This is a genomic window from Pseudomonas sp. ICMP 561, assembly GCF_002699985.1.
Lineage (GTDB): Bacteria > Pseudomonadota > Gammaproteobacteria > Pseudomonadales > Pseudomonadaceae > Aquipseudomonas > Aquipseudomonas quasicaspiana.
This window is the reverse complement of the sequence record NZ_LKBT01000069.1, coordinates 81,533-106,618: the sequence shown is the minus strand read 5'-3', so window position 1 is coordinate 106,618 and position 25,086 is coordinate 81,533. Positions and strand designations below refer to the sequence as shown.

The 25,086-nt window shown below is 53.8% G+C and carries 29 protein-coding genes; 12 read left to right on the top strand and 17 right to left on the bottom strand.

Features of this window, described 5'->3' with window-relative positions; all coding sequences use genetic code 11:
* Nucleotides 1-71: 71 nt before the first annotated feature.
* The gene (locus tag AO242_RS27240; protein WP_306475067.1) at nucleotides 72-1,088 is read right to left on the bottom strand and encodes a LysR family transcriptional regulator; all 1,017 of its coding nucleotides are present in this window, start codon (nucleotides 1,086-1,088) and stop codon (nucleotides 72-74) included.
* Here AO242_RS27240 and AO242_RS27235 point away from each other — a divergent pair.
* Nucleotides 1,080-1,466: a DUF4260 domain-containing protein gene (locus AO242_RS27235; protein ID WP_099271119.1), complete on the top strand. Its 387-nt coding sequence runs from the start codon at nucleotides 1,080-1,082 to the stop codon at nucleotides 1,464-1,466. The genes AO242_RS27240 and AO242_RS27235 overlap by 9 nt on opposite strands.
* A gap of 100 nt (nucleotides 1,467-1,566) precedes the next feature.
* Here the strand turns inward: AO242_RS27235 and AO242_RS27230 are convergent, their stop codons facing one another.
* Entirely contained in the window at nucleotides 1,567-2,364 is a 798-nt protein-coding gene (locus AO242_RS27230; protein ID WP_099271118.1) for an NAD(P)H-dependent oxidoreductase, read from the bottom strand.
* Nucleotides 2,365-2,448: 84 nt separating this feature from the next.
* Here AO242_RS27230 and AO242_RS27225 point away from each other — a divergent pair, with 84 nt between their 5' ends.
* Nucleotides 2,449-3,369 (top strand): LysR family transcriptional regulator, encoded by a 921-nt coding sequence (locus tag AO242_RS27225; protein ID WP_099271117.1) that lies wholly within the window; start codon nucleotides 2,449-2,451, stop codon nucleotides 3,367-3,369.
* Nucleotides 3,370-3,507: 138 nt separating this feature from the next.
* On the top strand, nucleotides 3,508-4,530 hold the full coding sequence (locus tag AO242_RS27220) for a zinc-dependent alcohol dehydrogenase family protein (protein ID WP_099271116.1): 1,023 nt from the start codon (nucleotides 3,508-3,510) through the stop codon (nucleotides 4,528-4,530).
* 292 nt (nucleotides 4,531-4,822) lie between these two features.
* Here the strand turns inward: AO242_RS27220 and AO242_RS27215 are convergent, their stop codons facing one another.
* The 7 genes from AO242_RS27215 to AO242_RS27185 all read right to left on the bottom strand — a co-directional run bounded on the left by AO242_RS27215 (nucleotide 4,823) and on the right by AO242_RS27185 (nucleotide 8,940).
* Nucleotides 4,823-6,160 carry a GDSL-type esterase/lipase family protein gene (locus tag AO242_RS27215; RefSeq protein WP_206361763.1) on the bottom strand — a complete coding sequence of 446 codons (1,338 nt, stop codon included), beginning with the start codon at nucleotides 6,158-6,160 and terminating at the stop codon, nucleotides 4,823-4,825.
* Between the two features lie 164 nt (nucleotides 6,161-6,324).
* Nucleotides 6,325-6,666 carry a hypothetical protein gene (locus AO242_RS27210; RefSeq protein ID WP_099271115.1) on the bottom strand — a complete coding sequence of 114 codons (342 nt, stop codon included), beginning with the start codon at nucleotides 6,664-6,666 and terminating at the stop codon, nucleotides 6,325-6,327.
* A gap of 125 nt (nucleotides 6,667-6,791) precedes the next feature.
* Nucleotides 6,792-7,142 carry a hypothetical protein gene (locus tag AO242_RS27205; protein WP_099271114.1) on the bottom strand — a complete coding sequence of 117 codons (351 nt, stop codon included), beginning with the start codon at nucleotides 7,140-7,142 and terminating at the stop codon, nucleotides 6,792-6,794.
* An 88-nt stretch (nucleotides 7,143-7,230) separates the two neighbouring features.
* Nucleotides 7,231-7,674, bottom strand: a complete 444-nt coding sequence (locus AO242_RS27200) for a DUF6386 family protein (RefSeq protein ID WP_099271113.1) — start codon at nucleotides 7,672-7,674, stop codon at nucleotides 7,231-7,233.
* Between the two features lie 58 nt (nucleotides 7,675-7,732).
* Nucleotides 7,733-8,059 (bottom strand): hypothetical protein, encoded by a 327-nt coding sequence (locus tag AO242_RS27195; protein WP_099271112.1) that lies wholly within the window; start codon nucleotides 8,057-8,059, stop codon nucleotides 7,733-7,735.
* A 15-nt stretch (nucleotides 8,060-8,074) separates the two neighbouring features.
* Nucleotides 8,075-8,434 (bottom strand): hypothetical protein, encoded by a 360-nt coding sequence (locus AO242_RS27190; RefSeq protein ID WP_099271111.1) that lies wholly within the window; start codon nucleotides 8,432-8,434, stop codon nucleotides 8,075-8,077.
* Nucleotides 8,435-8,463: 29 nt separating this feature from the next.
* On the bottom strand, nucleotides 8,464-8,940 hold the full coding sequence (locus AO242_RS27185; RefSeq protein WP_231666816.1) for an SMI1/KNR4 family protein: 477 nt from the start codon (nucleotides 8,938-8,940) through the stop codon (nucleotides 8,464-8,466).
* 340 nt (nucleotides 8,941-9,280) lie between these two features.
* Here AO242_RS27185 and AO242_RS27180 point away from each other — a divergent pair, with 340 nt between their 5' ends.
* The 4 genes from AO242_RS27180 (at nucleotide 9,281) to AO242_RS27165 (ending at nucleotide 12,329) form a co-directional block, all read left to right on the top strand.
* Entirely contained in the window at nucleotides 9,281-10,183 is a 903-nt protein-coding gene (locus AO242_RS27180; RefSeq protein ID WP_099271110.1) for a hypothetical protein, read from the top strand.
* Between the two features lie 123 nt (nucleotides 10,184-10,306).
* Nucleotides 10,307-11,023 carry a hypothetical protein gene (locus AO242_RS27175; protein ID WP_099271109.1) on the top strand — a complete coding sequence of 239 codons (717 nt, stop codon included), beginning with the start codon at nucleotides 10,307-10,309 and terminating at the stop codon, nucleotides 11,021-11,023.
* A gap of 54 nt (nucleotides 11,024-11,077) precedes the next feature.
* Nucleotides 11,078-11,788: a hypothetical protein gene (locus tag AO242_RS27170; protein ID WP_099271108.1), complete on the top strand. Its 711-nt coding sequence runs from the start codon at nucleotides 11,078-11,080 to the stop codon at nucleotides 11,786-11,788.
* A 67-nt stretch (nucleotides 11,789-11,855) separates the two neighbouring features.
* Entirely contained in the window at nucleotides 11,856-12,329 is a 474-nt protein-coding gene (locus tag AO242_RS27165; RefSeq protein ID WP_099271107.1) for an SMI1/KNR4 family protein, read from the top strand.
* A 281-nt stretch (nucleotides 12,330-12,610) separates the two neighbouring features.
* Here the strand turns inward: AO242_RS27165 and AO242_RS27160 are convergent, their stop codons facing one another.
* Both AO242_RS27160 and AO242_RS29495 read right to left on the bottom strand, forming a co-directional pair.
* Nucleotides 12,611-13,165 carry an HD domain-containing protein gene (locus AO242_RS27160; RefSeq protein ID WP_099271106.1) on the bottom strand — a complete coding sequence of 185 codons (555 nt, stop codon included), beginning with the start codon at nucleotides 13,163-13,165 and terminating at the stop codon, nucleotides 12,611-12,613.
* A 24-nt stretch (nucleotides 13,166-13,189) separates the two neighbouring features.
* Complete coding sequence (locus tag AO242_RS29495) at nucleotides 13,190-13,336, bottom strand: hypothetical protein (RefSeq protein WP_164706319.1); 147 nt, start codon at nucleotides 13,334-13,336, stop codon at nucleotides 13,190-13,192.
* A gap of 124 nt (nucleotides 13,337-13,460) precedes the next feature.
* Here AO242_RS29495 and AO242_RS27155 point away from each other — a divergent pair, with 124 nt between their 5' ends.
* Nucleotides 13,461-13,841, top strand: coding sequence for a hypothetical protein (locus AO242_RS27155; RefSeq protein WP_099271105.1), 381 nt, complete (start codon nucleotides 13,461-13,463; stop codon nucleotides 13,839-13,841).
* A 185-nt stretch (nucleotides 13,842-14,026) separates the two neighbouring features.
* Entirely contained in the window at nucleotides 14,027-15,013 is a 987-nt protein-coding gene (locus tag AO242_RS27150) for a DUF6508 domain-containing protein (RefSeq protein ID WP_099271104.1), read from the top strand.
* Between the two features lie 60 nt (nucleotides 15,014-15,073).
* Here the strand turns inward: AO242_RS27150 and AO242_RS27145 are convergent, their stop codons facing one another.
* The 5 genes from AO242_RS27145 to AO242_RS27125 form a co-directional block, all read right to left on the bottom strand.
* Nucleotides 15,074-16,018: an alpha/beta hydrolase gene (locus AO242_RS27145; protein ID WP_099271103.1), complete on the bottom strand. Its 945-nt coding sequence runs from the start codon at nucleotides 16,016-16,018 to the stop codon at nucleotides 15,074-15,076.
* A gap of 52 nt (nucleotides 16,019-16,070) precedes the next feature.
* Nucleotides 16,071-17,093 (bottom strand): transketolase family protein, encoded by a 1,023-nt coding sequence (locus tag AO242_RS27140; protein WP_099271102.1) that lies wholly within the window; start codon nucleotides 17,091-17,093, stop codon nucleotides 16,071-16,073.
* Entirely contained in the window at nucleotides 17,090-17,938 is an 849-nt protein-coding gene (locus AO242_RS27135) for a transketolase (protein ID WP_099271101.1), read from the bottom strand. Before AO242_RS27135 ends, AO242_RS27140 begins: the two co-directional genes overlap by 4 nt.
* A 17-nt stretch (nucleotides 17,939-17,955) precedes the next feature.
* Nucleotides 17,956-19,257, bottom strand: a complete 1,302-nt coding sequence (locus tag AO242_RS27130; protein ID WP_099271100.1) for an MFS transporter — start codon at nucleotides 19,255-19,257, stop codon at nucleotides 17,956-17,958.
* Between the two features lie 85 nt (nucleotides 19,258-19,342).
* Nucleotides 19,343-20,092 (bottom strand): SDR family NAD(P)-dependent oxidoreductase, encoded by a 750-nt coding sequence (locus AO242_RS27125; protein ID WP_099271099.1) that lies wholly within the window; start codon nucleotides 20,090-20,092, stop codon nucleotides 19,343-19,345.
* A gap of 189 nt (nucleotides 20,093-20,281) precedes the next feature.
* Between AO242_RS27125 and AO242_RS27120 the strand changes: the two genes are divergently transcribed.
* Together AO242_RS27120 and AO242_RS27115 are read left to right on the top strand one after the other, a co-directional pair.
* A complete protein-coding gene (locus AO242_RS27120) occupies nucleotides 20,282-21,199 on the top strand; it encodes a LysR substrate-binding domain-containing protein (protein ID WP_099271098.1) in 918 nt (305 codons plus the stop codon).
* Nucleotides 21,200-21,427: 228 nt separating this feature from the next.
* Entirely contained in the window at nucleotides 21,428-22,405 is a 978-nt protein-coding gene (locus AO242_RS27115) for a 5'-nucleotidase (RefSeq protein WP_099271097.1), read from the top strand.
* A gap of 114 nt (nucleotides 22,406-22,519) precedes the next feature.
* Here AO242_RS27115 and AO242_RS27110 read toward each other — a convergent pair whose 3' ends face one another.
* Nucleotides 22,520-22,957, bottom strand: coding sequence for a hypothetical protein (locus tag AO242_RS27110; RefSeq protein ID WP_099271096.1), 438 nt, complete (start codon nucleotides 22,955-22,957; stop codon nucleotides 22,520-22,522).
* A 372-nt stretch (nucleotides 22,958-23,329) separates the two neighbouring features.
* Here AO242_RS27110 and AO242_RS27105 point away from each other — a divergent pair, with 372 nt between their 5' ends.
* Nucleotides 23,330-25,078, top strand: a complete 1,749-nt coding sequence (locus AO242_RS27105; RefSeq protein WP_099271095.1) for an ABC transporter permease — start codon at nucleotides 23,330-23,332, stop codon at nucleotides 25,076-25,078.
* Nucleotides 25,079-25,086 lie beyond the last annotated feature (8 nt).

Genomic DNA, 25,086 nt, shown 5'->3' with positions numbered 1-25,086 from the left:
ACTCCTTATAAATTGGCGGTGGCTGAGTAGGCTCATTCAGTGCCCTGACCGCGCGACCCTATGTGTAAGCATCAGCGAAATATCTGGCTGTTCTGCGAATGCTCGCGTAACGCTTCCGCGATGGCATTGAATACAACCTGGCAGCGAGCGCTGTTACGGAGGTCTTCATGCATCGCGACCCACGTGTCCATCTGCACCGAAAAGGCTGACGCAAGCACCCGCATCAAAGTTGAGTCGCGGGATGCAATTGTCGATTGGCACACGCCAATGCCGAAACCGGCTCGCATGACTGCCAATTGCGCAAGTTCACTGTCGGCACGAAATGCCAGGCCCGCGCGCGCAAATATCGGGAACTGTTTCAGGAATCCTCGAATAAAGGCGTTCTCTCGGTCGAAGCCAATGAGCGTATGGTTGCTCAGCTCTTCGAGTGAGCAGGGGCTGCCGTGGATAGCCAGATAACTGCGATGAGCATACAGCCCGACTTCTATACCACCGACATGCCTTGCGATTAGCGCATTCTGAGTAGGCCTGTGCATCCGAACCGCGATGTCTGCGTCCCGACGTAGGAGGTCATCAACCTGATTAGAGAGAATCATCTCTATAACCAACTCGGGGTGCTGCTTGCGCAATACCAACAAAACTGGTGGTAAGACTTCAACGCCGATCACTTCGCTGACTGTCAGACGCACCGTCCCACGGATATCGGTGCTGCCTTCACTTGCCTTGCGCAACAAAGCCGCCGACATTGCCGCCAGGTTGAGCGCATAAGGCGCGATTTCATAAGCGGCACTGGTGGGACTGAATCCATCTGATGAGCGAGTAAAAAGTTTCAGGCCCAGAGCAGATTCAAGGCCGTCGATGTGACGGCCCGCTGTTGGTTGACTGATGCCCAGGTTACGCCCCGCTGCCGACAACGAACCGGTCTCCAGTACGGCAAGAAAGGTCCGATACCATTCCCAGCTTGGCTCATGCTGAATCACAGGGCTATCCATTTTTGTATGGTGTGTATGCGATCTTATACGATTACGTTTTGCAGATGTATCGTACAAAATTGAATGCTCAATCCCTGGAGAGCTTTCATGTCCCATTTAGCGCCATCGGCATCGCACACTGTTCTGTGGCAACGTGTAGAAGGGGGGCTCCTGTTTGCCACCTGCATTCTGCTTTTTTGGCGCACTGGGCATGACTTCTCATGGTGGGAGTTGCTGGCAATTTTTTTCACGCCCGACTTGAGTATTCTGGGCTATGCGTTGGGGCCCAGAGTGGGGGCTTATTGCTATAACTCCCTTCACTTGTATGCGACTGGTGCTGCTTTGCTCGCGGCCGGTTTGATAGGGTCGATCCCTGATCTCGCTGCGGTAGGTGCTCTCTGGCTCGCACATTCGGGCTTCGACCGAATGCTTGGCTACGGTCTGAAGTCGCCACAAGGTTTCACTTTCACCCACCTGGGTGTAATCGGCCGTTGAGAGAAAGACCGCGCTTACAGGGCTTACTCTACTGCCGATTACCAGCGGTGCTAAAACCGCTTACCCGGCTTGATAAACAACGCTCAACGCCAGAAAAACTCTAGCCTTCGGCCGTTTTGTCTTCATCAATATGGATGCCTAAATCCTGACGGCCGGGTGCAATATGTGGCTTGAGGGTCAACGCTGGAATTTCATAGTCCCCGGCGTTCTGGCGACGAAATGGCAAAGGTTGATCAACGAACAGGTTATCCAGCCGGGCAGCATAGGCTGTGCATAGCTGTTCGAACCGAGCGGCGTCCATTTTGCCGGTCTTATAGATCGGGAAGGGCGGCATGACAGTGAACCCTGGATAGAAAAGCACCCCATGCTGGATAGGGAAGAGCAGATCATCCAGTGCACCGTTGACCCCTCGACCACTGTAGTGGGATTCCCACCCGCCCATGGTGACCACCAGCATCGCCCGCTTTCCAGCCATGCTGCCTTCGCCATAACGATCGCCCCAGTGGCTTTCGCTGTGTTCGCCGACACCGTAGGCAAACCCGTAGGCGTAGACGCGTTCGACCCAGCCTTTGAGGATCGCGGGCATCGAGAACCACCACAACGGGAATTGAAAGATCACAGCGTCCGCCCACAGCAGTTTGGCCTGCTCTTCCTCAATATCTAGCGGTTGGGTGCCCGCGGCGAATACGCGCTGCGATTCTATTGCCGGGTTGAAAGGTCTTTCGTCGTCATAGCCCGGGGCATCGTCCGTATCAAGAGGCGCTTTCCAACTCATCGCGTACAGATCCGAGACCTTGACCTCGTGACCTGCGGTTTCCAGGTGAGTGATCGCGAAATCCCTGAGCGAGCCATTGAGGGAACGAGGTTCAGGGTGGGCGTAGATCAGCAGCAGCTTCATGAGGAACTCCGAATGGATGGATGCCTCACAGTAATGACGAACCCGGTATGATAGAAATGAATTTCCGAAACATATGGTATTTACATGCACAATACCTTGCGTCGTCTGGATCTTAATTTGCTGGTCACGCTGGATGCGCTGTTGTCTGAACAAAACGTCACACGCGCAGCGCGATTGCTCAATCTCGCTCAACCGACCGTCAGCCTGCAACTGGGTCGACTGCGGGAAATCCTCGACGACCCATTGTTGCTGCCCGGTCCCCGAGGGATGTCGCCTACCGAGCGTGCCCGTGAATTGCGCGGGCCACTGCGTGAAGCGCTCATAGCTTTGGAGGGCGCGCTGAATCCTGGTGCCACTTTTGAGCCAGCACTGTCTAGTCAGACGTGGAAGGTCGCTGCCAGTGATTACACCGCGACTGCTTTAGTCTGGCCGTCGTTGGCACTGCTCAGGCGCCTGGCCCCTAATACACGCCTGGCACTGTTGAACAAACATCCCGCCACCCTTGCCAATGATATGGAGAACGGCCAGATCGATCTGGCGCTGCACACTCGCGATGACGCACCGCCAAAGCTGCGTCAGCGTTTTTTGTTTCACGAACGCTATGTGCTGGCAGGACGGCGCGATCATCCTGCTTTGGCAACCAGGCTATCGCTCAAAGCATTCTGCGGGCTCGAACATGCCGTTATGTCACCCAATGGCGCCGGGTTCGTCGGGAGTACTGACCAGGCACTGGCCGCTAAAGGTCTGGAACGACGCGTTGTATTGTCAGTGTCCACTTTCAACTCGCTCGTCTCTGCATTGATGCACAGCGACCTGGTTGCAGTGGTGCCTGAAAGGCTGGTCCGAGATGACCCGTCACTTCACGTCCAGGCGCCGCCACTCGCCATTCCGGGCTTTGAAATGCTCATGTTATGGCCCGAACGACTGCACCGGGATCCTGCTCATATATGGCTACGCGACCTCATCGCCTCGACGCTGCAAACAGCCCCTGACTCAGTTGATTAATCAAATGATGGTAAGGGTATGGCTTCAAGCGAGGCAGTCAATCAGGGCATCACGCTCATGGCGGCTTCACGGCCGTGATCTTGTCAGCTGCAATCGACACATTTACACGTTCTTATTCACGAAACAGGAAATTACCCAATGAAAGCTTTTCAGATAGGTGCTCAGAATGGTCTGGACTCGCTGACCGCGACGACCCGCCCGGAATTGTCGGCCGGGGTAGGCGAGGTTGTCATCGCTCCCCGCCTTGTGAGCCTCATCAGTCGAGACGTCCAGATTCTGCGGGGTGTTTACGGTCCTATGCAGGCACCTGATCGTATCCCGGTGTCCGAGGGCGTGGGAGAAGTCATTGCAGTCGGCGAAGGCGTTGAAGATTTCAAACCAGGTGACCGAGTCATCTGCGGTCATTTTCCCAACTGGCTGGAAGGGCAGTTTCGCGCTGACGTTTTCAGCCATGATGTCGGTGTCAGCCATGACGGCTGGCTTGCTGAACAAGTTGTGCTTCCGGCTGCTGCGTTGATCCATGTCCCGGAAGGGTTGATGGATAAAGACGTCGCCGCACTCGCATCCGCCGGGCTGACCGCATGGAATGCGTTGGTCGAGGTATTCAAGGTCAAGCCGGGCGAACTGGTTCTTTGCCTGGGCACGGGCGGAGTGGCGTTGGCAGCATTGAAAATCGCCAAGATCCTGGGCGCGCGCGTGGCGATGACCTCTTCAAGCGATGAGAAGCTGGAGTTTGTTCGCCAACTCGGAGCGGACATCACCATCAATTACCGCACTCATACTGACTGGGCAGCACAGTTGATGCAGCTTACCGGGAACGCAGGTGCCGACATTATCATCGAGACGGGCGGTCAGGACACGTTGGGTCAATCCGTCGCGGCAGCGGCCGTGAACGGGCGTATTGCTGTGATCGGTGTAAGCCCTGGACAGCAGTCGCCAATACCTGACTATGTCTCGCTCATCCTGAAAAACGTGACAATCCGGGGCATCGCCAACGGCAACCGGAAAATGTTTGAAGATCTTCTGCGCGCCATCGAAGTGAACGGCATTCAAACCGTAGTCGCCAAGACGTTCAAGTTCGACGAAGCGCCTGAGGCGTATGCCTATTTTGCTGCTGCAAAGCATATCGGCAAGGTGCTGATCGAGTTTGATAAGCGCTGAGACGATAAGCTTCGTGGTCCCTGCGTAAGAAAGACTGCTTAAAAGGCGAGGGCGTCCACTTGAATAGGTGGACACTTTCGCTTTTGGCTCCGGTGCCAGGAAGATGAGCGCCGCCCCGGTGTCCCTGATACCACGCTGTCTCGCGGCAAACATAGGACCTGTAGGAGCTGCCGAAGGCTGCGATCGCGGTGTCTCGGGAGAAATGCATCGCAGCCTTCGGCAGCTCCTGCAGACAATGCATTTCAATCCAGCAGTTTGCATGTATGGGGGCGTGTCGCCAAAGGCTGAAGGCTTAATTCGCCTCAGGCTTGAATAACCGCGAAATATCTACTTTTTCAGCCATCGCTTGATACCCGGCTCTATTAGGATGCAATTTGTCGCCGGTCCCGCCCACTGTGCTGTCCGCCACATATTCCTTTTTCATGCCGCCCGTCTCGGGGTCGAGCGTCGCTGCATCGAAGTCCGCGACAGCATCAAACAGGCCCGACGTGCGGATGAACTCATTTAGCTCTTGCCGCTTGGCGTTCTGCTCCGCGTGACCGTGTGCCGCGCTGGTACTGCCGAGGGCTGTAGTGAGCGTGCCTCCAATAACTTTGACATCTGGAAGCTGCGACTTGATTCGGCCCACAACATCCTTCATTCCTGCCTTCACAGCTTCGGCGGAGGCATTGCCATTTTTGCTGAAGTCATTGATGCCCTCCATCCAGATAACGCTGGTAACGCCGGACACACCTATCACGTCTCTTTCGACGCGCATTTGCGCAGAGGGGCCGCCTGAGAAGGGCGTCTGCGCAGAGTAGCTGGCCGGGCCAATAACCTGATTGCCGCCAATACCCGCATTGACAACCGATACCTTGTTGCCATGAACAGCGTGAAGTTTTCTCGAAAGGACGTCTGACCACCGATCATCGCCGTTCAGCGTTGTACCTGTGCCGTCAGTGATGGAGTCTCCAAAGGCAACAACGACCTTGGTATCGGCTGGCGCCATCATGTCAACGGCATCCAGGAAGTAGGTAGAAGTCGTACTGAACGGGAAAGCTGTTTCGCTTTCGGATTGGCCGACAGAACCTGCTCCCGGCTCGCTGACATAAGAGGTATTGAGCGCTTTGGCGTGCCATGTCATCGGCCCGCTCTGGCCCTTGATATGAAAACTCACTGCAAGCCTGCGCCCATTGAGTAGTGGGACGTCATCAGGCTTCACAAATGGCAACGCGATGGGGTCACTCCAGGCCGATGATCCGGCGGGAATATCAACGCTCGGCTTCCCTGCGAAAGAAACCGGCTGATTGGTGCCCTTCAATACGGCTGAACTGCCTTGCTGTAGTCCGGCGTAAATGCCATCAAAGGTGACGGGGCGGGTGCCCAGCACGTTGGACAGACGTATCCGCATGTGCGTCCCCCAGATGTCCGGTCGCACCATCAAGCGGAATGTCTGATCCTGCGCACCTTGCTCAGGTGCGGGGAAGGCGAGACTCAAGTCTGGTTGCGCAGAGGGATTGCCTGTCGGATAAGGCCCTTGAACTGCGCCTAGCCACGCAGCCACCCACTTGTCATTCGTCTCGGCCTGGGCCGCTGTCGGGAGGAATACGGAGATCAGAACCATTGAAATACACGCCAGCTTTTTTCTCATGGTGACTCCCTCATTTTTTGTCGGTCTTTTAGTATCGGGGGGGCGGGTACAGGTGCATCTACCCAGTTCGAATGCTGAAGCGCTTGCAATCGATTTATATTTAACAGGAGTGACGGGAGACGCAGGTATTGAGTTGCTTGCGGCGACCCCATGGACCTACGTACCTATAGAACATTCTTCTTAAGGGCATACCTGATCAGTGCGATGACAGCGAGTGCCAGACTTGCATACAAACAAAATTCACTGATCTGTGAGGCTGCATCAAGCATTGATCGATTGTCCGCGTTGCCTCCGCCCCCACTGATGCCGCTGGCGCTTCCGCCCAAATAAATAGCGCCCGACGCCAGACACAAGACCATGAATGAAAGCGACATTTTAAATAACGTACCCGCGGTGAGTACACTTGAAATGCCGCCTTTGGTATCCGCGTTGACGACCCGGAACATCACGACAGCCAGATAAGCCAAACCAGCCAGAGCGACTGCGAAAAAAACAAAAGTGACCATTATGCTTACCCACTTCCAGATTGTAGTTCGATTTATCATCGCAGAGGGATCGCCAGACTGAAAGCCCGAGTGACGAGTTCTCGGGATCGCATTCAGTGTTTCTGGCGAGTCACTGGACCGGGATGTTATTCATAAACGCCATCGTCTTGTGCTTTTCCAATGAAAGCATCCATCAGATCACCCTGGATTTCTTTGCCATCGCAAGAAAGTAGAAAATCTCCCTCCAGGTTGTCGGGGAAGTGTACGCCGTCCAATGTTCCTAAAATGACGCAGGCACTATCGGATATCACGACTTTAAAAAAGTTTATGACGTCAGACCTTTGAGCGTCATCCAGTGAAGCCAGAGCATTTCTCGCCCTTGCATAGATGTCCATGCCGTTATCCGGCGCGCGGTTCAAAGCCATTTGGTATTGGTTGAAGTTGTCTTTGAACAGCTCGTCATAGATCGCTTCAACAAAATCCTGGTCTGAAGACATAAGTGCTCCTTTGGTGCATTTCTGGATATATGGGTTGTCAGGTTAAGTGATCGGTAACACTTTGTATCAGGTTTTGCGCTTTCACAGTTTATATCCGCACAGGCTCTTTTATTGTATTGTGTTTTTCTGATGTCAGGGTGAAACAGAGTTCTATGGTATTGCCCGCCCTGGCGAAGCCCATGCTGTAGTGGCCTGGCGCGAAGTCTAACGTTTCTCCTTGGATAACGTCAGAACCATCAGGTTCAAGATTTCCTCCAGACGTGTCTTCTCCAGACCCTATAAAAACTTTGCCCGACGGGAAGTGCAGGTTCAATGTGCCTGCTGCATTTTCAATGCTGTCCAGCACTTTGATCGTGTAGCTACCGTCATCGCCTAAACCAAGAAAGGCGATATTACCTTTGTTGATCTCAAGAACCTCATCCTCCACAATGCTCCACCAGTCAGGAGCATCTGAGACTCTGTGCTTGATAGCGCCAAGATCAAATATTGAAAGGGTTGCGGTGTCTGTAAAAATGGAAAACTCTTTTGGCATATGGGTACACCTCAATTAAGGCTGTATTCAATCAGATTTGAAAATCCATAAAGAGTTTTTAGCGGCTCTCTGAGGCTCTTAGTTTATCCAGCTCTCGCTTGAGATAACTAACATCTGAGCGATCAAGTCCACGGTCTATTTTTTGCCACCATTTAGGGATGACGCTTTTAAAGAGCTCGACGCCTTCTTCAGTGACGTCGGATTTACGAACTAAAAAATCCATTTTAAGATCGCCATTTTCTGTAAAGGGAGGCGTGCTTATTACCCCCTCATCATGCAGAAACTTTAAAAGGGCAGTCGACATCTGGATTGTATTTTCTTTGTATTGCAGGTTCTTGTTTCTGCTGTATAAAAGGGGCACGCTAAACAGTGTGAAGTCTATCATTGTCTTATCCTCAGGTCAGGATTGGCTGTTTTGCTGTCGCTCAAATTCTTCATCTGCGGCGTCTAGAATACTATTGACCAGGTCTGCCGTCACCTCGCGTTTTTCCAGATTTCTGTTGTCTGCATACCTTTCCCCGTAAGGGATCTCATAGAATTTTACCGAGATTTTCTCTTCGGAAATTATTTTCAATACACCGCGGACGAATGTTGAAGTCTCTTGGAGGTCACTGTCAAAGAGCTCAATTTCCAGAATAGGATGACCACCACCGCAAAGGCTTTTAACCTTCTGTAATGGTAGCATCAAGAATTTATGAAGTTTGATGAGCGTGGCGGGCCTGACAGCAGGTTCGTCAATAACGATAGCTAAAATAGACATTTTGTCTCCCGGTTGATCCTGTCTGGAGATTAATAATCTTCGGACGCTTCTCGGTCCAGTAGATAGGAAAAAAAGCTGGCGTAGTTTTCCCAGCAGTCGGGAGGTGTTGAAAGTTCGCCTGTGCCCAAATGCTCAGCGTCATTGGCATCGCACCATATCACCACTGGAGATTTGGAGACATTCATGACGATGAGGCTTTCAGCCGGTTCGGCCAATACTATGTACTCCGTGCCCAGATTTATCGACTTCCTGAGGCGCAACGTCTCGCTGACAATGTTCAATGGATTAGTCGCGCTAAACATCGCGTGATGACTGATACCCCCCAAAAAACCACCTGTATAAAAGGTTGCGATTTCTTTAAAGTCGTCAGGCAAACGCACGCTCAGGGAATTTTCTACCCCTCTTATATCCTCGGCAGAGGAGGTGTCGGCTTCATAGAAGCTCAGATATCTTTCTTTCAGGTCGTTAATGCTTATTCTCCTTATCTTTCTTAAACAGGGTCTCACTGGCAGTTAGCTCAATATCCGTAACTCGCGCCAAGGTTGGATAGCTTTGGCGGGGCTGGCTAGTAAGGGATTAAACCACTTGCTCAGGCGCTCAAGCCAGTGCCTCCGGCGGCGAGAGCGGTTTTGACTCGAAAGTACGAGAAACCATGGTCCACGAAAACCCTTCTGAATTAAAAAATCAACACCGGTTGGTGAACGATATCGTTTAGCCATGTTCCAACCGCCGACAGATATTGCTCAGGCAATGTTCAGGTCCATTTGAAACTCTCATGAGCGCCACGTATGTGGCAGGTTGCCTGGGCAGCTTTGCTCTTCAAACTCCATACAGGGAAGCAGAATTATGCAGCAATCCTCTCAGTCTCCAGAAACTGGCGAATTGATCGCTACCTTTCGCCATGGCAAAGGGTTTTTGGTATTTAGCCTGGTTTTCGGTGTCGTATTGCTGGGATTGGCTGCATTCGTGTTGTATCTGGGCACGATCCTGCCGCCTGGCAACAATGGTCCGGTAACCACCGTCAGCCGTGGCATGACACTCAACTTTTCAAGCCCGCAGATGTTGATCAATTTAACGAGCGCTGGGTTGGCTATTTTCGGGCTTTGCACGTTTGCCATTTACGTATGGCATAAAAAACTGCGTGAGCCGGTTTACGAAGTGTTTGAGCACGGCATCGCTCGTTTGATCAAGGGCGAGCGGGAGTACACTGCGTTTGCCGATATCGAGGACCTCTACCTCTTTGGTTCCGGCCAGACCGTGATGACCGGCATGATCACCAACGTCGCCTACCGTCGTAATGCAAGCGAGCCTTTTCATCGGGTCATTGAAACCTTGAAAGGCTTTCATGACTTTGAACAGTTGGTGCGTGAGTTGCACGTACGGGCTCGTTTTCCTGAAGTGATGGACACGCTCGAGTCGGGGCGTGCGGTGACCTTCAACTACATAAGCTCCGGGCAAGTCTGGAGCAAGCGTGTGTCTGGCAACTTCCTGAACATCAAGACCTCGCCGATCACCGTCACCAGAGATTTTCTTGAAGTACAGGGAAGCAAGGTACCCATGTCAACCTTGCGCACGATTGACCTGAGCAATTGGACCGAGAAAGTCGTTATCAAAGACGAGAATGGAAAAGTCGTGCTGTCGACGATATGCACCGGCATTCTGAGTCATGACTTGTTCCTCAATACGCTGCACGTGCTGCTTGGCGCTGAAACCGGAAACCGCGACCAGGTAGAGCCCGTTCTGGCTTGATCGGTATCGGTATCGGAAGCGGTGGCAATGGCCACTGCTTCCATTTTCAGGTTGAGCGTGCATACCCGGGCCTGAATCAGATTGTTTTAAGATCGTCGCCTGATGACAACGGAGGAAGTGTTGATGGACATGGGCCCGGAAAACCTCAGGAAGAGCCTTTATGGTGTCTTCGGCCTGACAGCAATGTTCAGCGCATTCATGTTTGCAGGTACCGGGTATTTCTGGGTTTTGGGTGGGGTTTTGTTGGTGCTGCTGGCACGTACCATCTACTTGATACATATAAGTGAGAGTTTTGTCGCTGTGTTCACCCATTATCACGTGGGCTTTGTTGTGTCGTTTTCCATCATGATTTCAGGTTGTTTGTATCTGGTGGCACGGAGCGATTATGAACAATCCTTCATTGACTCTATCTCTTTAGCGCTGGTGCCTGTGCTGCTTTTTACGGTTGAGGTATTGTTTTTCTACTTTACCCGCCCTCCAAAGGGCAAAGCCGGTTACGAGGTCAGGGGTAATAGAGTGGTGGTGATAGACCAACCGTTCAGCCACTTTGCGGGGAACCTTCTGGCATCGATAGTGCTGGTGTCGGGTATTGCAATGATGATGGCGTGGCAGCTCAGCGAGATGGCATTTGTGGTTTACGTGCTAACACTGTTGACCCTTTATTTAATCTATATCCGCCGACACTGGTTTCGGGTATTGAAAACTATCAGGGTCAAGGAGAAGCGCGCCTCGGAATTGACCTTTGAAAACATCGATGAAATCAGGGAGGCTCGCCGTCGCTGGTGGATGAGCAGGCTGCTGAATTGGCTGATTTCTCTGAGCAAGGCCTCACGACGTTGAGCCTGAATTAGATGTTTCAATACCGTTAATCTGAGAACGGTGGAGAAAGTTGTCATGGATCCAGAAGAAATGAAGAAGGGTCTTTCTAGTATATGGGCCCTGACAGCGCTGTTCAGTTCGATATTTTTTTTCAGCTCCGAGTATTTCTGGGTTGTGGGCATTGCTTTGCTGGTGCTGCTGTTACGTACCCTGTATCTGATTTATATAAATGAGAGTTATGTTGCGTTTCTCTCGCATTTTCAGAAGTGGTCTCTTGCTTCGTTTACCCTCATGATTTCAGGCGGTTTTTATATGGTGGGTCGGAGCGACTATGAACAGTCTTTCGTCGATTCTATCTCTTTGGCCATGGTGCCGGTCTTGCTTTTCGCAGTCGAAGTCGGTTTTTTCTATTTTACCCGTTCTCCAAACCGCAGGGCCGGTTACGAGGTCAGAGATAATAGAGTCCTGGTGGCAGGAGGGCAGTACAGCCAGTTCGCAGGGAACATTCTGGCGTCTATAGTGGCTGTATCTGCACTTGCGATGAAGATGGCGTGGCATGTCAGCGATGGGGTAGTTGGAATTTACGTGCTAACACTGAGTGTCTTCTATCTAATCTACGTCAGCCGAAACTCGATTCGTATGTTGAAGGCTATTAAAGCCAAGGAGAAGCGTGCTTCGGAGTTGACCTTTGAAAACATCGATCAAATTCGGGAGGCTCGCCGCCGTTGGTGGACCAGCAGGCTGCTGAATTGGCTGATTTCGCTGAGCAAGCCCTCAGGCCGCTGATGGCTCATCACGTCAATTCCACACTCTTCTGTTCGCACCTTCATCGTTAATCGAAAGGAAAAGAGTCATGCTGACTACACCTCAAGCCTTTACCGAATGCCTCACCACTATCGAGCAACTGCTGCCCCCCGATAGCCTCGCGACACTTCGGCCTCCAGCAAGCGAGACTTCAATCCAGCAGATAGAACAATTGCTGGGTGCGCCTTTGCCATTGGGCCTACGTCAGTTGCTGCTTTGGCATGACGGCCAGGAGTGGAATGCGGAGTTGCGCGAAAGTGACAACCGCCGCTTGCTCGCCGCCAGTGAAATAATGGATGCACTGAAGTTTTTTCTCGACCCGGAGGAAGAGTTCTGTGAGCCATGGGAGCGGTATTGGGTACCTTTCCTGACCAATGACTCGGGGGACTATGTCGTTGTGGATGCGTCGCCTTCAGGTACTGGAGAGCTCATCCATTATTGGCACGATTGGGACGACCGGAGTGTTGCGTATCAGTCCTTGAATGAATGGGCTGAGGGTCTTAAGGAAGAGCTCAGTCAGTAAACGGCCTGGAAAGAACGCTTTGAATCCCATGCCGCTCTCATAAAAAAAATAACTAACTGGATTTAAATGCTTTTCTGTAGGAGGTCGCACAGTGTCCCTGACACCGCGCTGTCGCGCAGCAAACACAGGATGTGTAGGAGCGCGCTTGCCCGCGATCGCGTCAGCACAGGCGATATATTTATCGACTGATAGACCAAATCGCGGGCAAGCGCGCTCCTACAGGTCTGTGTTTGCTTCGCGACAGCGTGGTGTCAGAGAAACCTGAGTTGATCCCGATGATCTCAGCCCGTGAATTCCCTGACGTAAAGCTGTTCATAGCGCGCTATGGTGTCTGTGAGCCGCTGCCTGAGGTAGTCATTCACATGTCCGAGCGCGGTCAGAATCTGTTCGGACTCGACGAGATATGAAGCGCGTTTGGCCTTGGCCCATGTGGCGGGTGCCGACTGCAGGTTGGTGATTCTGTCGCACAGTTTTATCGAAGCAGCTTCACGAGATTGGCTGGCGATACCCTGAAAGTAGCGCTCTTCGGAGAACGGTACAATCAGGTTTTTACTCAAGCTCGCGACAGTCGAAGACACCTCTGGACCAAAGGCGTCTGTCAGCGCTTCCTGCGTAGTGGGGGTGTCCTCCAGTACGTCATGCAGCAACGCAGCAGGTAGGGCAATTGCCAGATCGCCGACCGAGGACTCCCGGGCGGCAAAAATCAGCTCATTGGCAACCATGGCTACGTGGGTGGTGTAGGGCAGTTCTGACCCTGTCATTTTCTGCCCAAGGTGGGCATGAGAGGCGTATAGCCAGGCTTTGTTATAAAGGCGTTGCAGGTCATCACCAGGCATATGGACTGTCTCCAGAACAGGTGGTTAATTGCGGGGAAAGCTTTCAGGTGGCGTCCCATTGGGTAACTGGATTCTCAGGCCCCGGGCGAGTTGCATGCCGATGTAGCAGGCGGTTCCCAAAGCATTGGCCAGCTCCGGGTCGTCGGTCAGCTTTGCGGTTTTACGTGGCACTCGTCATCACGCCGATGACGAAAATTCATCCCCGGCCTTTCTGGTTTCCCGATAGGTGACCGGGGGATACTGTACTACACCGTATCCCGGGCAGAGGCTGAGTGGGAGGCAAAGGAGTATTTACATGACAACAGAAAAACTCGGGAAACCGAGAAGGCCAAGAAAGGCAAAGCCATGCCCAGGCCACAACGCACGCAGGGTTCTGAAAAAGATGGATTTCTGGGTAGGTTGCGCCTATCTGGTGACCCCTTTGCTATTGGTGCTCCTCGGCGGGAAGGATATGATCTTTAATGTGATATTTATCTATCCATTCATCAGTGTGGTTTTTTTTGTTGTCCGTCATAGCTATCTGAAAAACCTGCCCAGTGAAGAGCTCCGACACATTGTTCCGTGGAGTTCTATTTACACAGGGCGCGGCATATCCATGGTGATTCTGATCCTGACTTTTTTTTCACTCGCTATGGCGCTGTTCAATGAAGCCTGCAAGTCATGGCCTTGGCTATGAAAAAACAGTGCCTGTTACCTTCGCTGCACGTCATGAAGCGCCGGAAAATTATTTCAATATTACCCCGCTGCTAGCTCATCAAGTATCGGATTTGCTGGCGGGCCGAACATCGCAGGTATCTCGGATACTGACCTGATGCCGAAAATCTTAAAGTGCAGGTTCTGTACTGACGCGGGATTTCATAGATGAAACTTCTGGATCGTTTGAAAGCGTACTTCGACCACAAACAAAGCACCGTTGAACCCCAGCAAAGCCCCGTCAAGCCCAAGGTTGCTTCGAATTCCCCGACCCGCAACAAAGGCGAGCCGCTGTCGCGTGTCGCCCAAAACCTCAGTTGGCTGCCGGTCTATGAGGAGCCAAAACCACGGTCACTCACTCCGCCCGCCTGCCCGCCGATTTCGCTGGATGACACCACCCTGATCAGTCGCTACGAAGCCTGGATCGCCCAGGCTGAACAAGCTGAACCCCATGATTTGAGTTGGGAGTTTCGTGAGGCAGGTCGCCAATTGGCGGGGAAGTTGTTTTCGAGTGTTCTCGATCTCTCCAGCATGAAGGGGCGAGAGGGCTCGGAGGATATTTACTGGCTGCTGCAAAGCGCGGCCATCGCTTCGCTGTTTGCAGAGGGGCCACAATCGGAAGCTTTTCTCCACTACAGCAAAGATGTTCAGTCCTACGGTAAAAATCCCTATACCTCCGGTCAGGTCCAGGCGTTTGAGCTATACGTAGCGTCACACCTCCATAAAGCCGAATTGCACCGCGCCACTTCGGAGAGCGCCGCCCCAGCGCCGCGCCCGCCCAGCGAGCCCGTGCCTCAGGCCGCCGACATGGACGAACTGCTGGCCTGGCGACCCAGGCTCTATCCCCGCGGAGTGGCGATAAAAACCCATGTGCTTGAGGATCGTTGGCCCGCGTACTTCGATGTCGTCAAGGACTTCTACCGGGTGCTGGAAAAAGAATGCTGGACCGATATCGAATACATGAAGCACGGTGCCGCAATCATGCTCAAGGACGAAGCCTATATCGCTCGGGCGAGCCTGGGAGATATCCAGACGATGCTTACGCTGTGCATCAGGGGAGAGCGTTTCTGTGATGGGCACCATGGCGCGGTTATCCGGGATGGTTACGTGCTGAATGTACTGAACAGGTTGGCGGTGTTGCGGGAGGAGGTTTGAGCGGCGGCTCGTAAGGATACCGTTTTGCTCCAGGAGCTTGATCCAGGCAATCCGGTTCGCTTAAAGCGCCAGCATTTTCCTCAGTGCTGTTTCTACATCACGTTCGCACTGCCGGGTAATCGCTCCAGGGTATTGATCGAACATATGCGGGACACCCGGGTAGACATGCATTTCCGTCTGGACGCCGGATCGCGAAAGCGCAAGCGCAAAGGCCACGTCCTCCTCCAGGAATAAGTCCAGAGACCCCACGCTTATGAAACTTGGGGGCAGTCCTTGCAGATCTGACGCGAGAGAGGGGGAAAACAGATGCGCTTGATCGTCATCAAGCGTGTATGAGCCTTGCATGCAATCCCAGCAGAACCGGTTTGCTTCCCGTGACCAGCTCAGTGTCCCGGTTGTTGGATTATCCGACGTCGCTGCCGAAGAGCCGGTTCGGTGGTCGAGCATCGGGTAGATCATCATAAGGCCTGCAGCTTGATACTGACCTCTATCACGCAGGAGCAAGGCTAAAGCTGCGGCGAGTCCACCCCCTGCGCTATGACCCATGATGACGAGTCTGCTTACGCTCACCCCTAAGGATGATGTCTCGCTGAACAGCCATTTTAGCGCGGTATAGCAATCCTCAAGCGGGGCGGGAAATGAGTGCTCGGGAGCAAGCCGGTAGTCAGGTGCTACCACCACTGTTTTCAACGTGTTCGCAAGGTTGGCCAGATAGTCGTCCGCCATCTCCGGACGGCCCAGGACAAATCCGCCTCCATGGATATACAGGATTGCCGGGAGTATTTTTTCATTCGCCACGGTGGCGTCGGGGCGGTAGATGCATAAACGAATGCGTAAACCCTCTGTGTCAGTCGCCCAACGTTGGTCGCAACGAGCAGTGGACGTTGGTTTGTATCCACTAGAGACGCGGTTTCTGATGGCGGGAAGGGAGTCCAGCGTCCATTCACTGGAGGGCTCATCCAGGAAGAACTCATACGAGGGGTCCAGCAGTCTGGCGGTGTCCACTGTTCAGCTCCTTTTCAAGTCGGGGACGCAGCGCGCCCCCGGGATGAAGCGTTTACAGCCAGCCTTTGATTTGTGTGCAAACAGCGTTTGTGGAAATGCCGTATCGGTCGTGAAGCGTCGGAAGCGCGCCCGCGTCGAGGAAGGCGTCGGGCAGCGCAATTTGCCTGAACGTGGGGGTTACGCCGTTGCGCAGCAGCACCGTTGCTACCGCTTCTCCCAAACCACCGATGATTGAGTGGTTTTCTGCTGTTACCACAAGTCTGCCGGGCTTTCTCGCCTCGGCAAGAATGGTTTGCTCATCCAGAGGTTTTATAGTCGGAACGTGCAGAACTGCAACGTCAACGCCGTCAGCCTGGAGCTCTTTGGCGGCTTCAAGAGCGCGCATGGTCATCAGTCCAGTCGAAATGATCAGAACGTCGTTACCTGTGCGCAACGTCTTGGCCTTGCCGATTTCGAACTTATATCCGTATTCGTCCAGGACCAGCGGCACGTTACCGCGCAGTAGTCTCATGTAGACCGGCCCTTGGTGGGCTGCAATGGCCGGGACTGCCTGCTCGATCTCAAGAGCATCGCAGGGGTCGACGATCATCAGATTGGGCATCGCGCGAAAAATGGCCAAATCATCTGTTGCCTGGTGGCTGGGGCCGTAACCCGTTGTCAGACCTGGCAGGCCGCAGACAATTTTGACATTGAGATTTTCTTCCGCGATGGCCATGCAGATGAAGTCATAAGCACGGCGTGAGGCGAATACCGCATAGGTTGTGGCGAAGGGAACGAAGCCTTCACGGGCCATGCCGGCTGCGGCGCTCATCAGCAGTTGTTCTGCCATGCCCATCTGGTAGAAGCGATCCGGGTGCGCCTTGGCGAAGATATGCAGATCGGTGTATTTGGACAGGTCGGCGGAGAGACCGACGATATCCGGACGCTGGTCGGCAAGTGCCGCCAAGGCATGCCCGAAGGGTGCAGATCGGGTTGCCTGACCTTCGGAGGCGATCGATGCAATCATCGCTGAGGTCGTGAGTTTCTTCTTCGCGACTGCCGGAGTCTGGGCAGCATTGTTATTGGCAATACTCATGCTGTTTTACCTTCTTCAAGGTTATTCAGGGCGACGTCCCATTCATGCTCATCCACACGGATAAAGTGGGTCTTCTCGCGGGTTTCCAGAAACGAAACCCCTTTACCCATTTTCGTGTCGCAAATGATGACTCTGGGTTGCGCGGCAGTGTGGGCTCGCGCCGCGTCGAAGGCTTTGACCAATGCATCCAGATCATTGCCGTCCACACGCTGCGTGAACCAGCCGAACGCCTGCCAGCGATCAACAATGGGTTCGAAGGCAAGGATTTCGCTGGAGTGACCGTCAGCCTGCTGGTTGTTGACGTCGACGATGGCAATAAGGTTATCGAGCTTCCAGTGGGAGGCAGACATCACGGCCTCCCACGTTGAGCCTTCATTCAGCTCGCCATCGGACAGCAGGTTGTAAACAAACGATGCTGATTGTTTGCGCTTCAATCCAAGGCAGGCACCTACCGCGATACCCAGGCCTTGACCCAGTGAACCGCCAGTGATTTCCATGCCGGGGGTGTAAGTTGCCATGCCGGACATCGGCAATCGGCTGTCATCCGAGCCATAGGTTTCAAGTTCGTCCAGCGGGATGATTTCAGCTTCAATGAGGGCTGCGTACAACGCGATCGCATAGTGACCGATGGACAGATAAAAGCGATCACGCTGCTCCCATTCTGGATCGTGAGGCTTGTAGTTCATCGCATGAAAGTAGGACACGGCCAGCAGATCAGCAGCACCCAATGCCTGGCCGACGTAGCCCTGGCCCTGGACTTGCCCCATGCGCAGAGCATGGCGGCGGATGTTATGAGCTCGCTGCACCAGCATTGTGGCCGGTGCGAGTGATGGATTAGCAGTCATGGTAATACTCCGTTGACTCAACGATTGACCAGAGCGGCCGGGATGCGCAGCACCAGACAGGCACCGATGCACAGCACGCCGGTGATGAGGTACATGCCAATGGCGCTTGAGCCGGTTGTCGTGGTGATCCAGCCGATCAGGTAGGGCGAGCAGAAGCCTGCGAGGTTGGCGAAGCTGTTGATGCCAGCGATGCCTGCCGCAGCCGACACACCGCCCAGCAATGTGGTGGGTAACATCCAAAAAAGTGAGGACGCGGACAGAACGCCGGCCGCTGCGAGGCATAGGCTCAGCACCGAAAAAACCAGGTTTCCACCCATCAATGCTGCAAGGGTAAGGCCTAGCGCACCCGCAATCATGGGGCCGACGAGGTGCCAGCGGCGCTCACGGTGTTTATCCCCGCTGCGGCCCATCAAAAGCATCACCACGATGGCGCACATGTAGGGCAGGCTGGTGACCAGGCCGATGTGTAGCGGGTCAGCAACGCCCGCATTTCTTATGAGGGTCGGTAGCCAGAAAGTAATCGCGTACTGCCCCATCACGACACAGAAGTAGATGCACGCCAGCAACCAGAGCCTGCGATCGTGCAGAAACTCCTTAACAGAGCCGTGGGTAACTTTGCGGCTGTTGTCCTCCTCAAGCTCCTTGTTGATGAGCGCCTTCTCATCATCGGTCAGCCATGTGGCCTGATGAACACCGTCCTTCAGATACCCGAGTACGAACAGGCCTACGATGACGGTGGGGATCGCCTCGATGACAAACATCCACTGCCAGCCAGCCCAGCCATGAAAGCCAGCGAACTTTGCCATTATCAAACCTGACAGAGGCCCGCCGATCATTCCCGAAAGCGGAATGGCAATGAACCACAGCACAGTCATTTTTGCGCGGCGGTACGAGGGGAACCAATAAGTGAGGTAGAGCAGAAGTCCCGGGGCCAGACCCGCCTCTGCAATACCCAGCAAAAAGCGCAACGTGTAGAACTGCCAGGCCGTTTCGACGAAAGCGAACAGGGCGGAGATAATCCCCCACGAGATCATGATGCGCGCGATCCAGCGACGTGCACCCACTCTATGAAGGATCAGGTTGCTGGGCACTTCGCAGAGGAAGTAACCAATAAAAAACATACCCGCACCGAGTCCGTAGACGGCCTCGCTGAACGCCAGGTCATTCATCATCTGAAGCTTTGCAAAGCCTACGTTGACACGATCCAGATAAGCGCACAGGTAGCACAGCATCAGGAAGGGCATCAGTCGCCAGGCGGTTTTGCGATAAGCGTTGGAACGCGCGGTCGAAGCCGCTTCGAGCGTCATGGTGGTGATCATGATTGTCTGATCTCTTGTTGTTATAGACCGCCCGGCGCAAAGCAGGGCGTATCGTCGATCGAGAACATGGTGGGCCGCTACCGACTCAGTGAATCAGCATGCCGCCGTTGACATCCAGCGTGATACCCGTGAGGTAGGACGACAGGTCGCTGGCCAGAAACAGCGCTGCGTTGGCAACGTCCTGAGCTGCGCCAAGACGACCCAGCGGGATGCCATCAATGATGGCGTGACGGCGTTCGTCCTGCATCAGTCCGCCCGTGATATCGGTATGAATGAGTCCGGGCGCGATCGAGTTGATGCGGATCTGGTCTGGCCCGAACTCACGGGCCATCGCTTTGCCCAGTCCGAGTACACCGGCCTTGGCGGCGCTGTAGTGCGGACCACCAAAGATTCCGCCTCCGCGCTGCGCCGAAACGGATGACATGCAGACAATGCTGCCCGAAGACTGAGCGCGCATGGTCGGGATGACCGCTTGAGACATCAGGAGCGTGCCACGCAGGCTGACGTCGAGCACCTTGTCGTAATCGGAGGGGCGTATATCGAGTGTCTTGATGGGCTGCGTGATACCGGCGTTATTAACGAGCACGTCGATTCGACCAAACCGCTCCAGAACCTTGGCCACTGCCTGCTTAACCTGATGTTCGTCAGCTACGTTTGCGGCCAGGCCCAGGTGGCCGTCACCGAGCGCAGCGGCTGCATCACGTGCTGCCGACTCATCAAGGTCCAGAATGACGACCTGTGCGCCATGTTTAGCGAAGGTGATAGCCGTTGCGCGACCAATGCCGCGTTCTGATGCTGCGCCGGTGATGATTGCGACTTTGCCTTGAAGAAGCATGAGGGATACCTCTGATTGTTTTTATGGTTCGATCTTGTGATCGATGATTCAGAGTGTTCCTGGCAGGTGTGCCGAGCAATAACGTAAAAGTCACTGCTAGGTGAATAAAATTCACCTCTCGTCATCCGAAATAACTAATGGTTGAATGCTGCTTCTCCACGACCACTAAAAACAATAGGCGAAACGTTGATGCGCCAGATCGCCCCACCTTTATCTCATCTGCCACCGCTGAGAGCGATTCAAGCCTTCGAGCAGACCGCGCGCTTTGGCAATCTCGCCCGGGCGGCGGAAGTGCTGGATCTCACGCCTTCAGCGGTTAGCCACCAGTTGGCAAAACTGGAGGTCATGATTGGACGACAGCTGTTCGTTCGGGCCGCACGTGGTGTGACGCTGACTCCTGTGGGCGAGCAGTATCTGAAAGATATTTCCGGGTTGTTGCAGAGCCTGGAGGTCGCGACAGAACGCGCGGCAAGTGATGTCAGCCTGGATTGCCTGCGACTGCATTCGTCGCCTAGCTTTGGTCTGCTCTGGCTGATGCCCCGTCTGGAGGCGTTCCGAATGAGCAATCCCGACATACAAATAAATTTGTCATGTTCCTACGAGTCGTTGCATTTCAGTCAGGACAAGATTGACGTTGATATTCGCCACGGCCTGCCAAACTGGCCCAGTTACGAAGTTCGCACGGTACGCAACGAGAGTTTCATGGTGCTGGCCTCGCCCAAGCTGCTCGCGCGCTGCCCTGTCAGCAAAGCAGTTGATCTTCTTGCCGAAGATTTGATCCTGTCCGAAGCAACTTTGCTTCGCTGGCCAGAGTGGTTCGCGCAGCACGGTTTGGCTCGCCCGGAAAAGCCTTATGCGCTCAGTTTTGATCGCTCTTACATGACCCTTGAAGCAGCGAGCCACGGTTTGGGTTTCGCGCTGGAAAGCGCGCTTCTGGCCCAAAAGTACATCGCCAACGGCACGTTGGTTGAGGTTGCGCCTGAAGCGTTGAGTTCACCGGTAGCCGCCCATCATCTGGTTTTTCCAAAGGCTCACTCCAGCTTTCCTCGGGTCAGGCGCTTCCTTGAGTGGATGGAGAAAGAACTCGGACACAGTTTCGTATTTTGATCCCGTCAATCAGCAGTGCAATGCCTGAATATTTCGACGCGGTAGCTGCATGAACTACACGAGGCAAGCCATTGAAATGAGCTTGACCGATATGTCACGTTACAGCAGCCGGGATTAAGTCCTGCTCAATCGCATCCTCGACGACGGATCGTAGAGCAGGCATATCACCGGTACACTGCCCTCGACTGTCTTGCTGTCGCACCCACTTAATTAACCAAGAGAACCCTAATGCCCTACGAGCTGGAAAATCGTTTAGTCATTGGTGTCGCCTCCAGCGCGGTATTTGATCTACTGGACTCGGACGCGGTGTTTCGCAGCCAGGGGGAGGAGGAGTACCGGAAGTTTCAGGAGAAAAACCTGAACAATCCGTTGCCCAAAGGGATCGCTTATCCTTTCATCAAACGTTTGCTGTCGCTAAATGACTTGTGTGAAGACCCGTCCGATCCACTGGTCGAAGTGGTGCTGTTATCCCGAAATGATCCGGACACAGGGTTGCGGGTGATGAAGACCATTGAGCATTACGGCCTGGGCATGACCCGCGCTATTTTCATGCAGGGTCGGTCCCCGTACGAATACATTCCGGCCTTGAACATTGCGTTGTTTCTGTCGGGCAACAAGGCTGACGTCGAGGCTGCGATCAAGGCCGGGCATCCGGCTGGGCAGGTGCTGGATTCGCAGTTTGATGACGATGAAGACGACAAGACGCTGCGCATCGCCTTCGACTTTGACGGGGTGCTGGCGGGGGATGAAGCCGAGACAGTCATGCAATCGTCCGGTCTGGTGGAATTCCATGCCCATGAAGTGAAAAACGCCATGGAGCCGCATAACCCAGGCCCTCTGAAAGAGTTCATGGTCCGCATGGCAAAGATCCAGTCTGTTGAGGAGGAGCACAAAAAGCTCAACCCTGACTATGAAAACCGGATCAGGGTTTCCATCGTTACCGCCCGAAGCGCCCCATCACATGAGCGCGCGCTGAATACCCTGAAGAGCTGGGGCGTGATGGTCAACGACGCGTTCTTTCTGGGCGGAATAGAGAAGGGCAAAGTGCTCGCCGTTTTAAAGCCACATATATTCTTCGATGACCAGTCCGGGCACCTGAAGTCCGCCAGTGCCGTGGCACCGTCGGTTCATATTCCGTTCGGGATTACTAATCGCAAGCCGGTTGAGTTGCCTTTAGAGTTTGGACAGACACCATCAACCCCGTGACAGGACCAGATGCTGCATGCCTTCAATGGTCTTAAGAGGCTGATCGGTCATGCTCAGGATTTATGGGGCATGGCTGGGATCAGTATGATTAAGCCATTCAGCTGCAAAAGGTTCTCAAGGCATGAAGCTCAAAACTTCTTTAGCATAATTTTTCCAGTGGGGAATGCGAGAGGCTTTAAGGTATTGCTCAAGCTCTTTATGCCCTCGCTTAGCGATTTCAAACTCCATGAGGTTGGCCAGGAGAAATCCTTGTGCATAGCCATGGGGCTTGATGGGCGTGCTTGGCTCATACCCGTCCTGTTCAATATCTTTTTGTATGTTTTTGAATTTGTTAATTGAGTATGTCAATAAGGAGAACTCATCTTTTAAGCTTTCCATTATCTCATCATATGACAACCCTGATAGCGCCAATCTTTTTGAAACTATTGATGCCAGGATGTCGTCGTCGCCTTCATATATTTTAATTTCCGTGGCTTTTTTAATAGAATTTACTATTGATTGATATTGTTCGCATAAAATAATCGATTTAACTTCTTGAGTACCGTCTGTCATGTCTTGACTCCTTTATAACGGGTATCAATCAAATTCAATAGGTGGTTTTCACTGCTGTAGTGAAAGTGTTGCATGCCTTGGGCAGTGCTGATTCTTTTCACTCAGGTTGCCTCAAATGTCTTAACCTGGCAACTCGATCACTGGCCAGGCCCATGCAATTACGCAGCTAACAACACATGAGTCGTCAGCACGCGTCCCTGATATACCAACGTATATTTTAACGTCCTTAGTTTCTGTCGATCCGATAACCGTCAGTCCTTATGCTTTACCCCAGTAGAGCAAACCTGATGACTGGATCGAGGTGCTCCATGCGTTTGCTTCACCTGACAAGGTGGATGCCAGACGTTTGAGCCGCACGACAGAGGCTATTTTATGCGTTTTTCCCTGCCTGCAACCCTGAGAAGCCCGGTAAACAAACCGGCACAACCTCACGCTGCATCCTTGCTCGCTGAGGGCGCGCTGATTGCCGCGATCGCTTTGCTGGCGCTGTTTGTTTTTTACAGTGCCGGACAAATGAATCAGCCACTCAGCGTCCTTGATTCTGCGCCTGTGTCACTCGATCTGGCGCACTTGCCCTCGTATACCTTGCGTACCACCTTGCGCATGTTTGCCGCGTTGTTTGTGTCTTTTGTGTTTTCCATTGTTATCGCCACACTGGCCGCCAAAAGCCGCAGGGCCGCGATGGTTATTTTACCGGCGCTGGATATTCTTCAGTCGGTGCCGGTGCTGGGTTTCCTGACGTTTACGGTTGTGTTCTTCATGAGCATTTTTCCGGGCCGCCAGTGGGGGCTGGAATGCGCGGCGGTGTTTGCCATTTTTACCAGTCAGGTCTGGAACATGACCTTCGGCTTTTACCAATCCCTGAGGACCGTGCCTAACGACCTTTACGATGTCAGTCGGCAGTTTTCGTTCTCGCCGTGGCAGCGGTTCATCAAGGTCGAGCTGCCGTTCGGGATGCCGGGGCTGGTGTGGAACATGATGATGTCCATGTCAGGCGGCTGGTTTTTCGTCGTGGCATCCGAGTCCATCACGGTCGGGGACAGCACCGTCAATTTGCCGGGTATCGGTTCGTGGCTGGCGCTCGCGATTCAGCAGAAGGATATCGCCGCAATCAGTTGGGCGGTGCTGGCCATGGTCGGGGTGATCGTTCTGTATGACGTGTTGTTTTTCCGGCCGATCGTGGCGTGGGCGGACAAGTTTCGATTTGAACAGACCGCCTCACATAAACGTCCGCGATCACGGGTCTACGACCTGTTCAGGTCCACACGACTTGTGCCTCTGTTGTTTGCATGCCTGCGCAGCGTGAGCGACTGGATGCCATCCGTGCGGTTGCCCCGACTGGCGCACGTCAGCTTCACGATCAACTCCCGGTGGCACCGTTACCTCGATCTCGCGTGGATAGCGTTGGTCGTGAGTGCGTGCATGACCGGCATCTATCAGTTGGCGTGCTTTATCGGCACCACGCTGGGCGTGGAGGAGGTGGTGAATGTGTTTGGTCTGGGGCTCGCCACCCTGGCGCGTGTGGCGGTACTTATCGCCCTGGCCAGTCTTGTGTGGGTGCCCGTCGGTGTCTGGATCGGCCTGAATCCGCGCTGGGCAGAACGTTTGCAGCCTGTCGCGCAATTACTGGCTGCGTTCCCGGCAAACATTCTGTTCCCGTTTGCCGTGGTCACGATTGTCGCCCTGAAGCTGAACCCGGATGTATGGCTGTCGCCGCTGATGATCCTGGGTACCCAGTGGTACATCCTTTTTAACGTGATCGCCGGTGCCAGTGCCTTGCCAACTGACATGCTCGAAGCGTCACGGGTGTTCCGTGTGCGGGGTTGGCAATGGTGGCGCAAAGTCGTGCTGCCGGGTGTTTTTCCCTATTACGTGACCGGCGCTTTGACGGCTGCCGGTGGCTCCTGGAACGCCAGCATCGTCGCCGAGGCGGTGTCGTGGGGCAGCGATCATCTGTATGCGTCGGGGCTGGGTTCTTTCATTGCTCAGGCAACGACGGCGGGGGATTTCCAGCGGGTGGCGCTGGGTATCGTTGTGATGTCCGTGTTTGTGGTCGGTTTCAACAGCCTGCTGTGGCGTCCGCTGTACCGTTTTGCCGAACGTCGGCTTCGAATTGATTGAGGGTATTC

What these genes read in the sequence shown, in the direction of transcription:
- AO242_RS27115 (WP_099271097.1), top strand. Translation starts at nt 21,428, where the DNA reads ATGCCCTACGAGCTGGAAAATCGTTTAGTCATTGGTGTCGCCTCCAGC.
- AO242_RS27155 (WP_099271105.1), top strand. Translation starts at nt 13,461, where the DNA reads ATGACAACAGAAAAACTCGGGAAACCGAGAAGGCCAAGAAAGGCAAAG.
- AO242_RS27240 (WP_306475067.1), bottom strand. Translation starts at nt 1,088, where the DNA reads ATGGGACATGAAAGCTCTCCAGGGATTGAGCATTCAATTTTGTACGAT.
- AO242_RS27150 (WP_099271104.1), top strand. Translation starts at nt 14,027, where the DNA reads ATGAAACTTCTGGATCGTTTGAAAGCGTACTTCGACCACAAACAAAGC.
- AO242_RS27225 (WP_099271117.1), top strand. Translation starts at nt 2,449, where the DNA reads ATGCACAATACCTTGCGTCGTCTGGATCTTAATTTGCTGGTCACGCTG.
- AO242_RS27235 (WP_099271119.1), top strand. Translation starts at nt 1,080, where the DNA reads ATGTCCCATTTAGCGCCATCGGCATCGCACACTGTTCTGTGGCAACGT.
- AO242_RS27180 (WP_099271110.1), top strand. Translation starts at nt 9,281, where the DNA reads ATGCAGCAATCCTCTCAGTCTCCAGAAACTGGCGAATTGATCGCTACC.
- AO242_RS27140 (WP_099271102.1), bottom strand. Translation starts at nt 17,093, where the DNA reads ATGAGTATTGCCAATAACAATGCTGCCCAGACTCCGGCAGTCGCGAAG.
- AO242_RS27165 (WP_099271107.1), top strand. Translation starts at nt 11,856, where the DNA reads ATGCTGACTACACCTCAAGCCTTTACCGAATGCCTCACCACTATCGAG.
- AO242_RS27200 (WP_099271113.1), bottom strand. Translation starts at nt 7,674, where the DNA reads ATGCCAAAAGAGTTTTCCATTTTTACAGACACCGCAACCCTTTCAATA.
- AO242_RS27105 (WP_099271095.1), top strand. Translation starts at nt 23,330, where the DNA reads ATGCGTTTTTCCCTGCCTGCAACCCTGAGAAGCCCGGTAAACAAACCG.
- AO242_RS27170 (WP_099271108.1), top strand. Translation starts at nt 11,078, where the DNA reads ATGGATCCAGAAGAAATGAAGAAGGGTCTTTCTAGTATATGGGCCCTG.
- AO242_RS27130 (WP_099271100.1), bottom strand. Translation starts at nt 19,257, where the DNA reads ATGATCACCACCATGACGCTCGAAGCGGCTTCGACCGCGCGTTCCAAC.
- AO242_RS27205 (WP_099271114.1), bottom strand. Translation starts at nt 7,142, where the DNA reads ATGTCTTCAGACCAGGATTTTGTTGAAGCGATCTATGACGAGCTGTTC.
- AO242_RS27135 (WP_099271101.1), bottom strand. Translation starts at nt 17,938, where the DNA reads ATGACTGCTAATCCATCACTCGCACCGGCCACAATGCTGGTGCAGCGA.
- AO242_RS27175 (WP_099271109.1), top strand. Translation starts at nt 10,307, where the DNA reads ATGGACATGGGCCCGGAAAACCTCAGGAAGAGCCTTTATGGTGTCTTC.
- AO242_RS27120 (WP_099271098.1), top strand. Translation starts at nt 20,282, where the DNA reads ATGCGCCAGATCGCCCCACCTTTATCTCATCTGCCACCGCTGAGAGCG.
- AO242_RS27210 (WP_099271115.1), bottom strand. Translation starts at nt 6,666, where the DNA reads ATGGTCACTTTTGTTTTTTTCGCAGTCGCTCTGGCTGGTTTGGCTTAT.
- AO242_RS27215 (WP_206361763.1), bottom strand. Translation starts at nt 6,160, where the DNA reads ATGAGAAAAAAGCTGGCGTGTATTTCAATGGTTCTGATCTCCGTATTC.
- AO242_RS27160 (WP_099271106.1), bottom strand. Translation starts at nt 13,165, where the DNA reads ATGCCTGGTGATGACCTGCAACGCCTTTATAACAAAGCCTGGCTATAC.
- AO242_RS27190 (WP_099271111.1), bottom strand. Translation starts at nt 8,434, where the DNA reads ATGTCTATTTTAGCTATCGTTATTGACGAACCTGCTGTCAGGCCCGCC.
- AO242_RS27195 (WP_099271112.1), bottom strand. Translation starts at nt 8,059, where the DNA reads ATGATAGACTTCACACTGTTTAGCGTGCCCCTTTTATACAGCAGAAAC.
- AO242_RS27125 (WP_099271099.1), bottom strand. Translation starts at nt 20,092, where the DNA reads ATGCTTCTTCAAGGCAAAGTCGCAATCATCACCGGCGCAGCATCAGAA.
- AO242_RS27220 (WP_099271116.1), top strand. Translation starts at nt 3,508, where the DNA reads ATGAAAGCTTTTCAGATAGGTGCTCAGAATGGTCTGGACTCGCTGACC.
- AO242_RS27230 (WP_099271118.1), bottom strand. Translation starts at nt 2,364, where the DNA reads ATGAAGCTGCTGCTGATCTACGCCCACCCTGAACCTCGTTCCCTCAAT.
- AO242_RS27110 (WP_099271096.1), bottom strand. Translation starts at nt 22,957, where the DNA reads ATGACAGACGGTACTCAAGAAGTTAAATCGATTATTTTATGCGAACAA.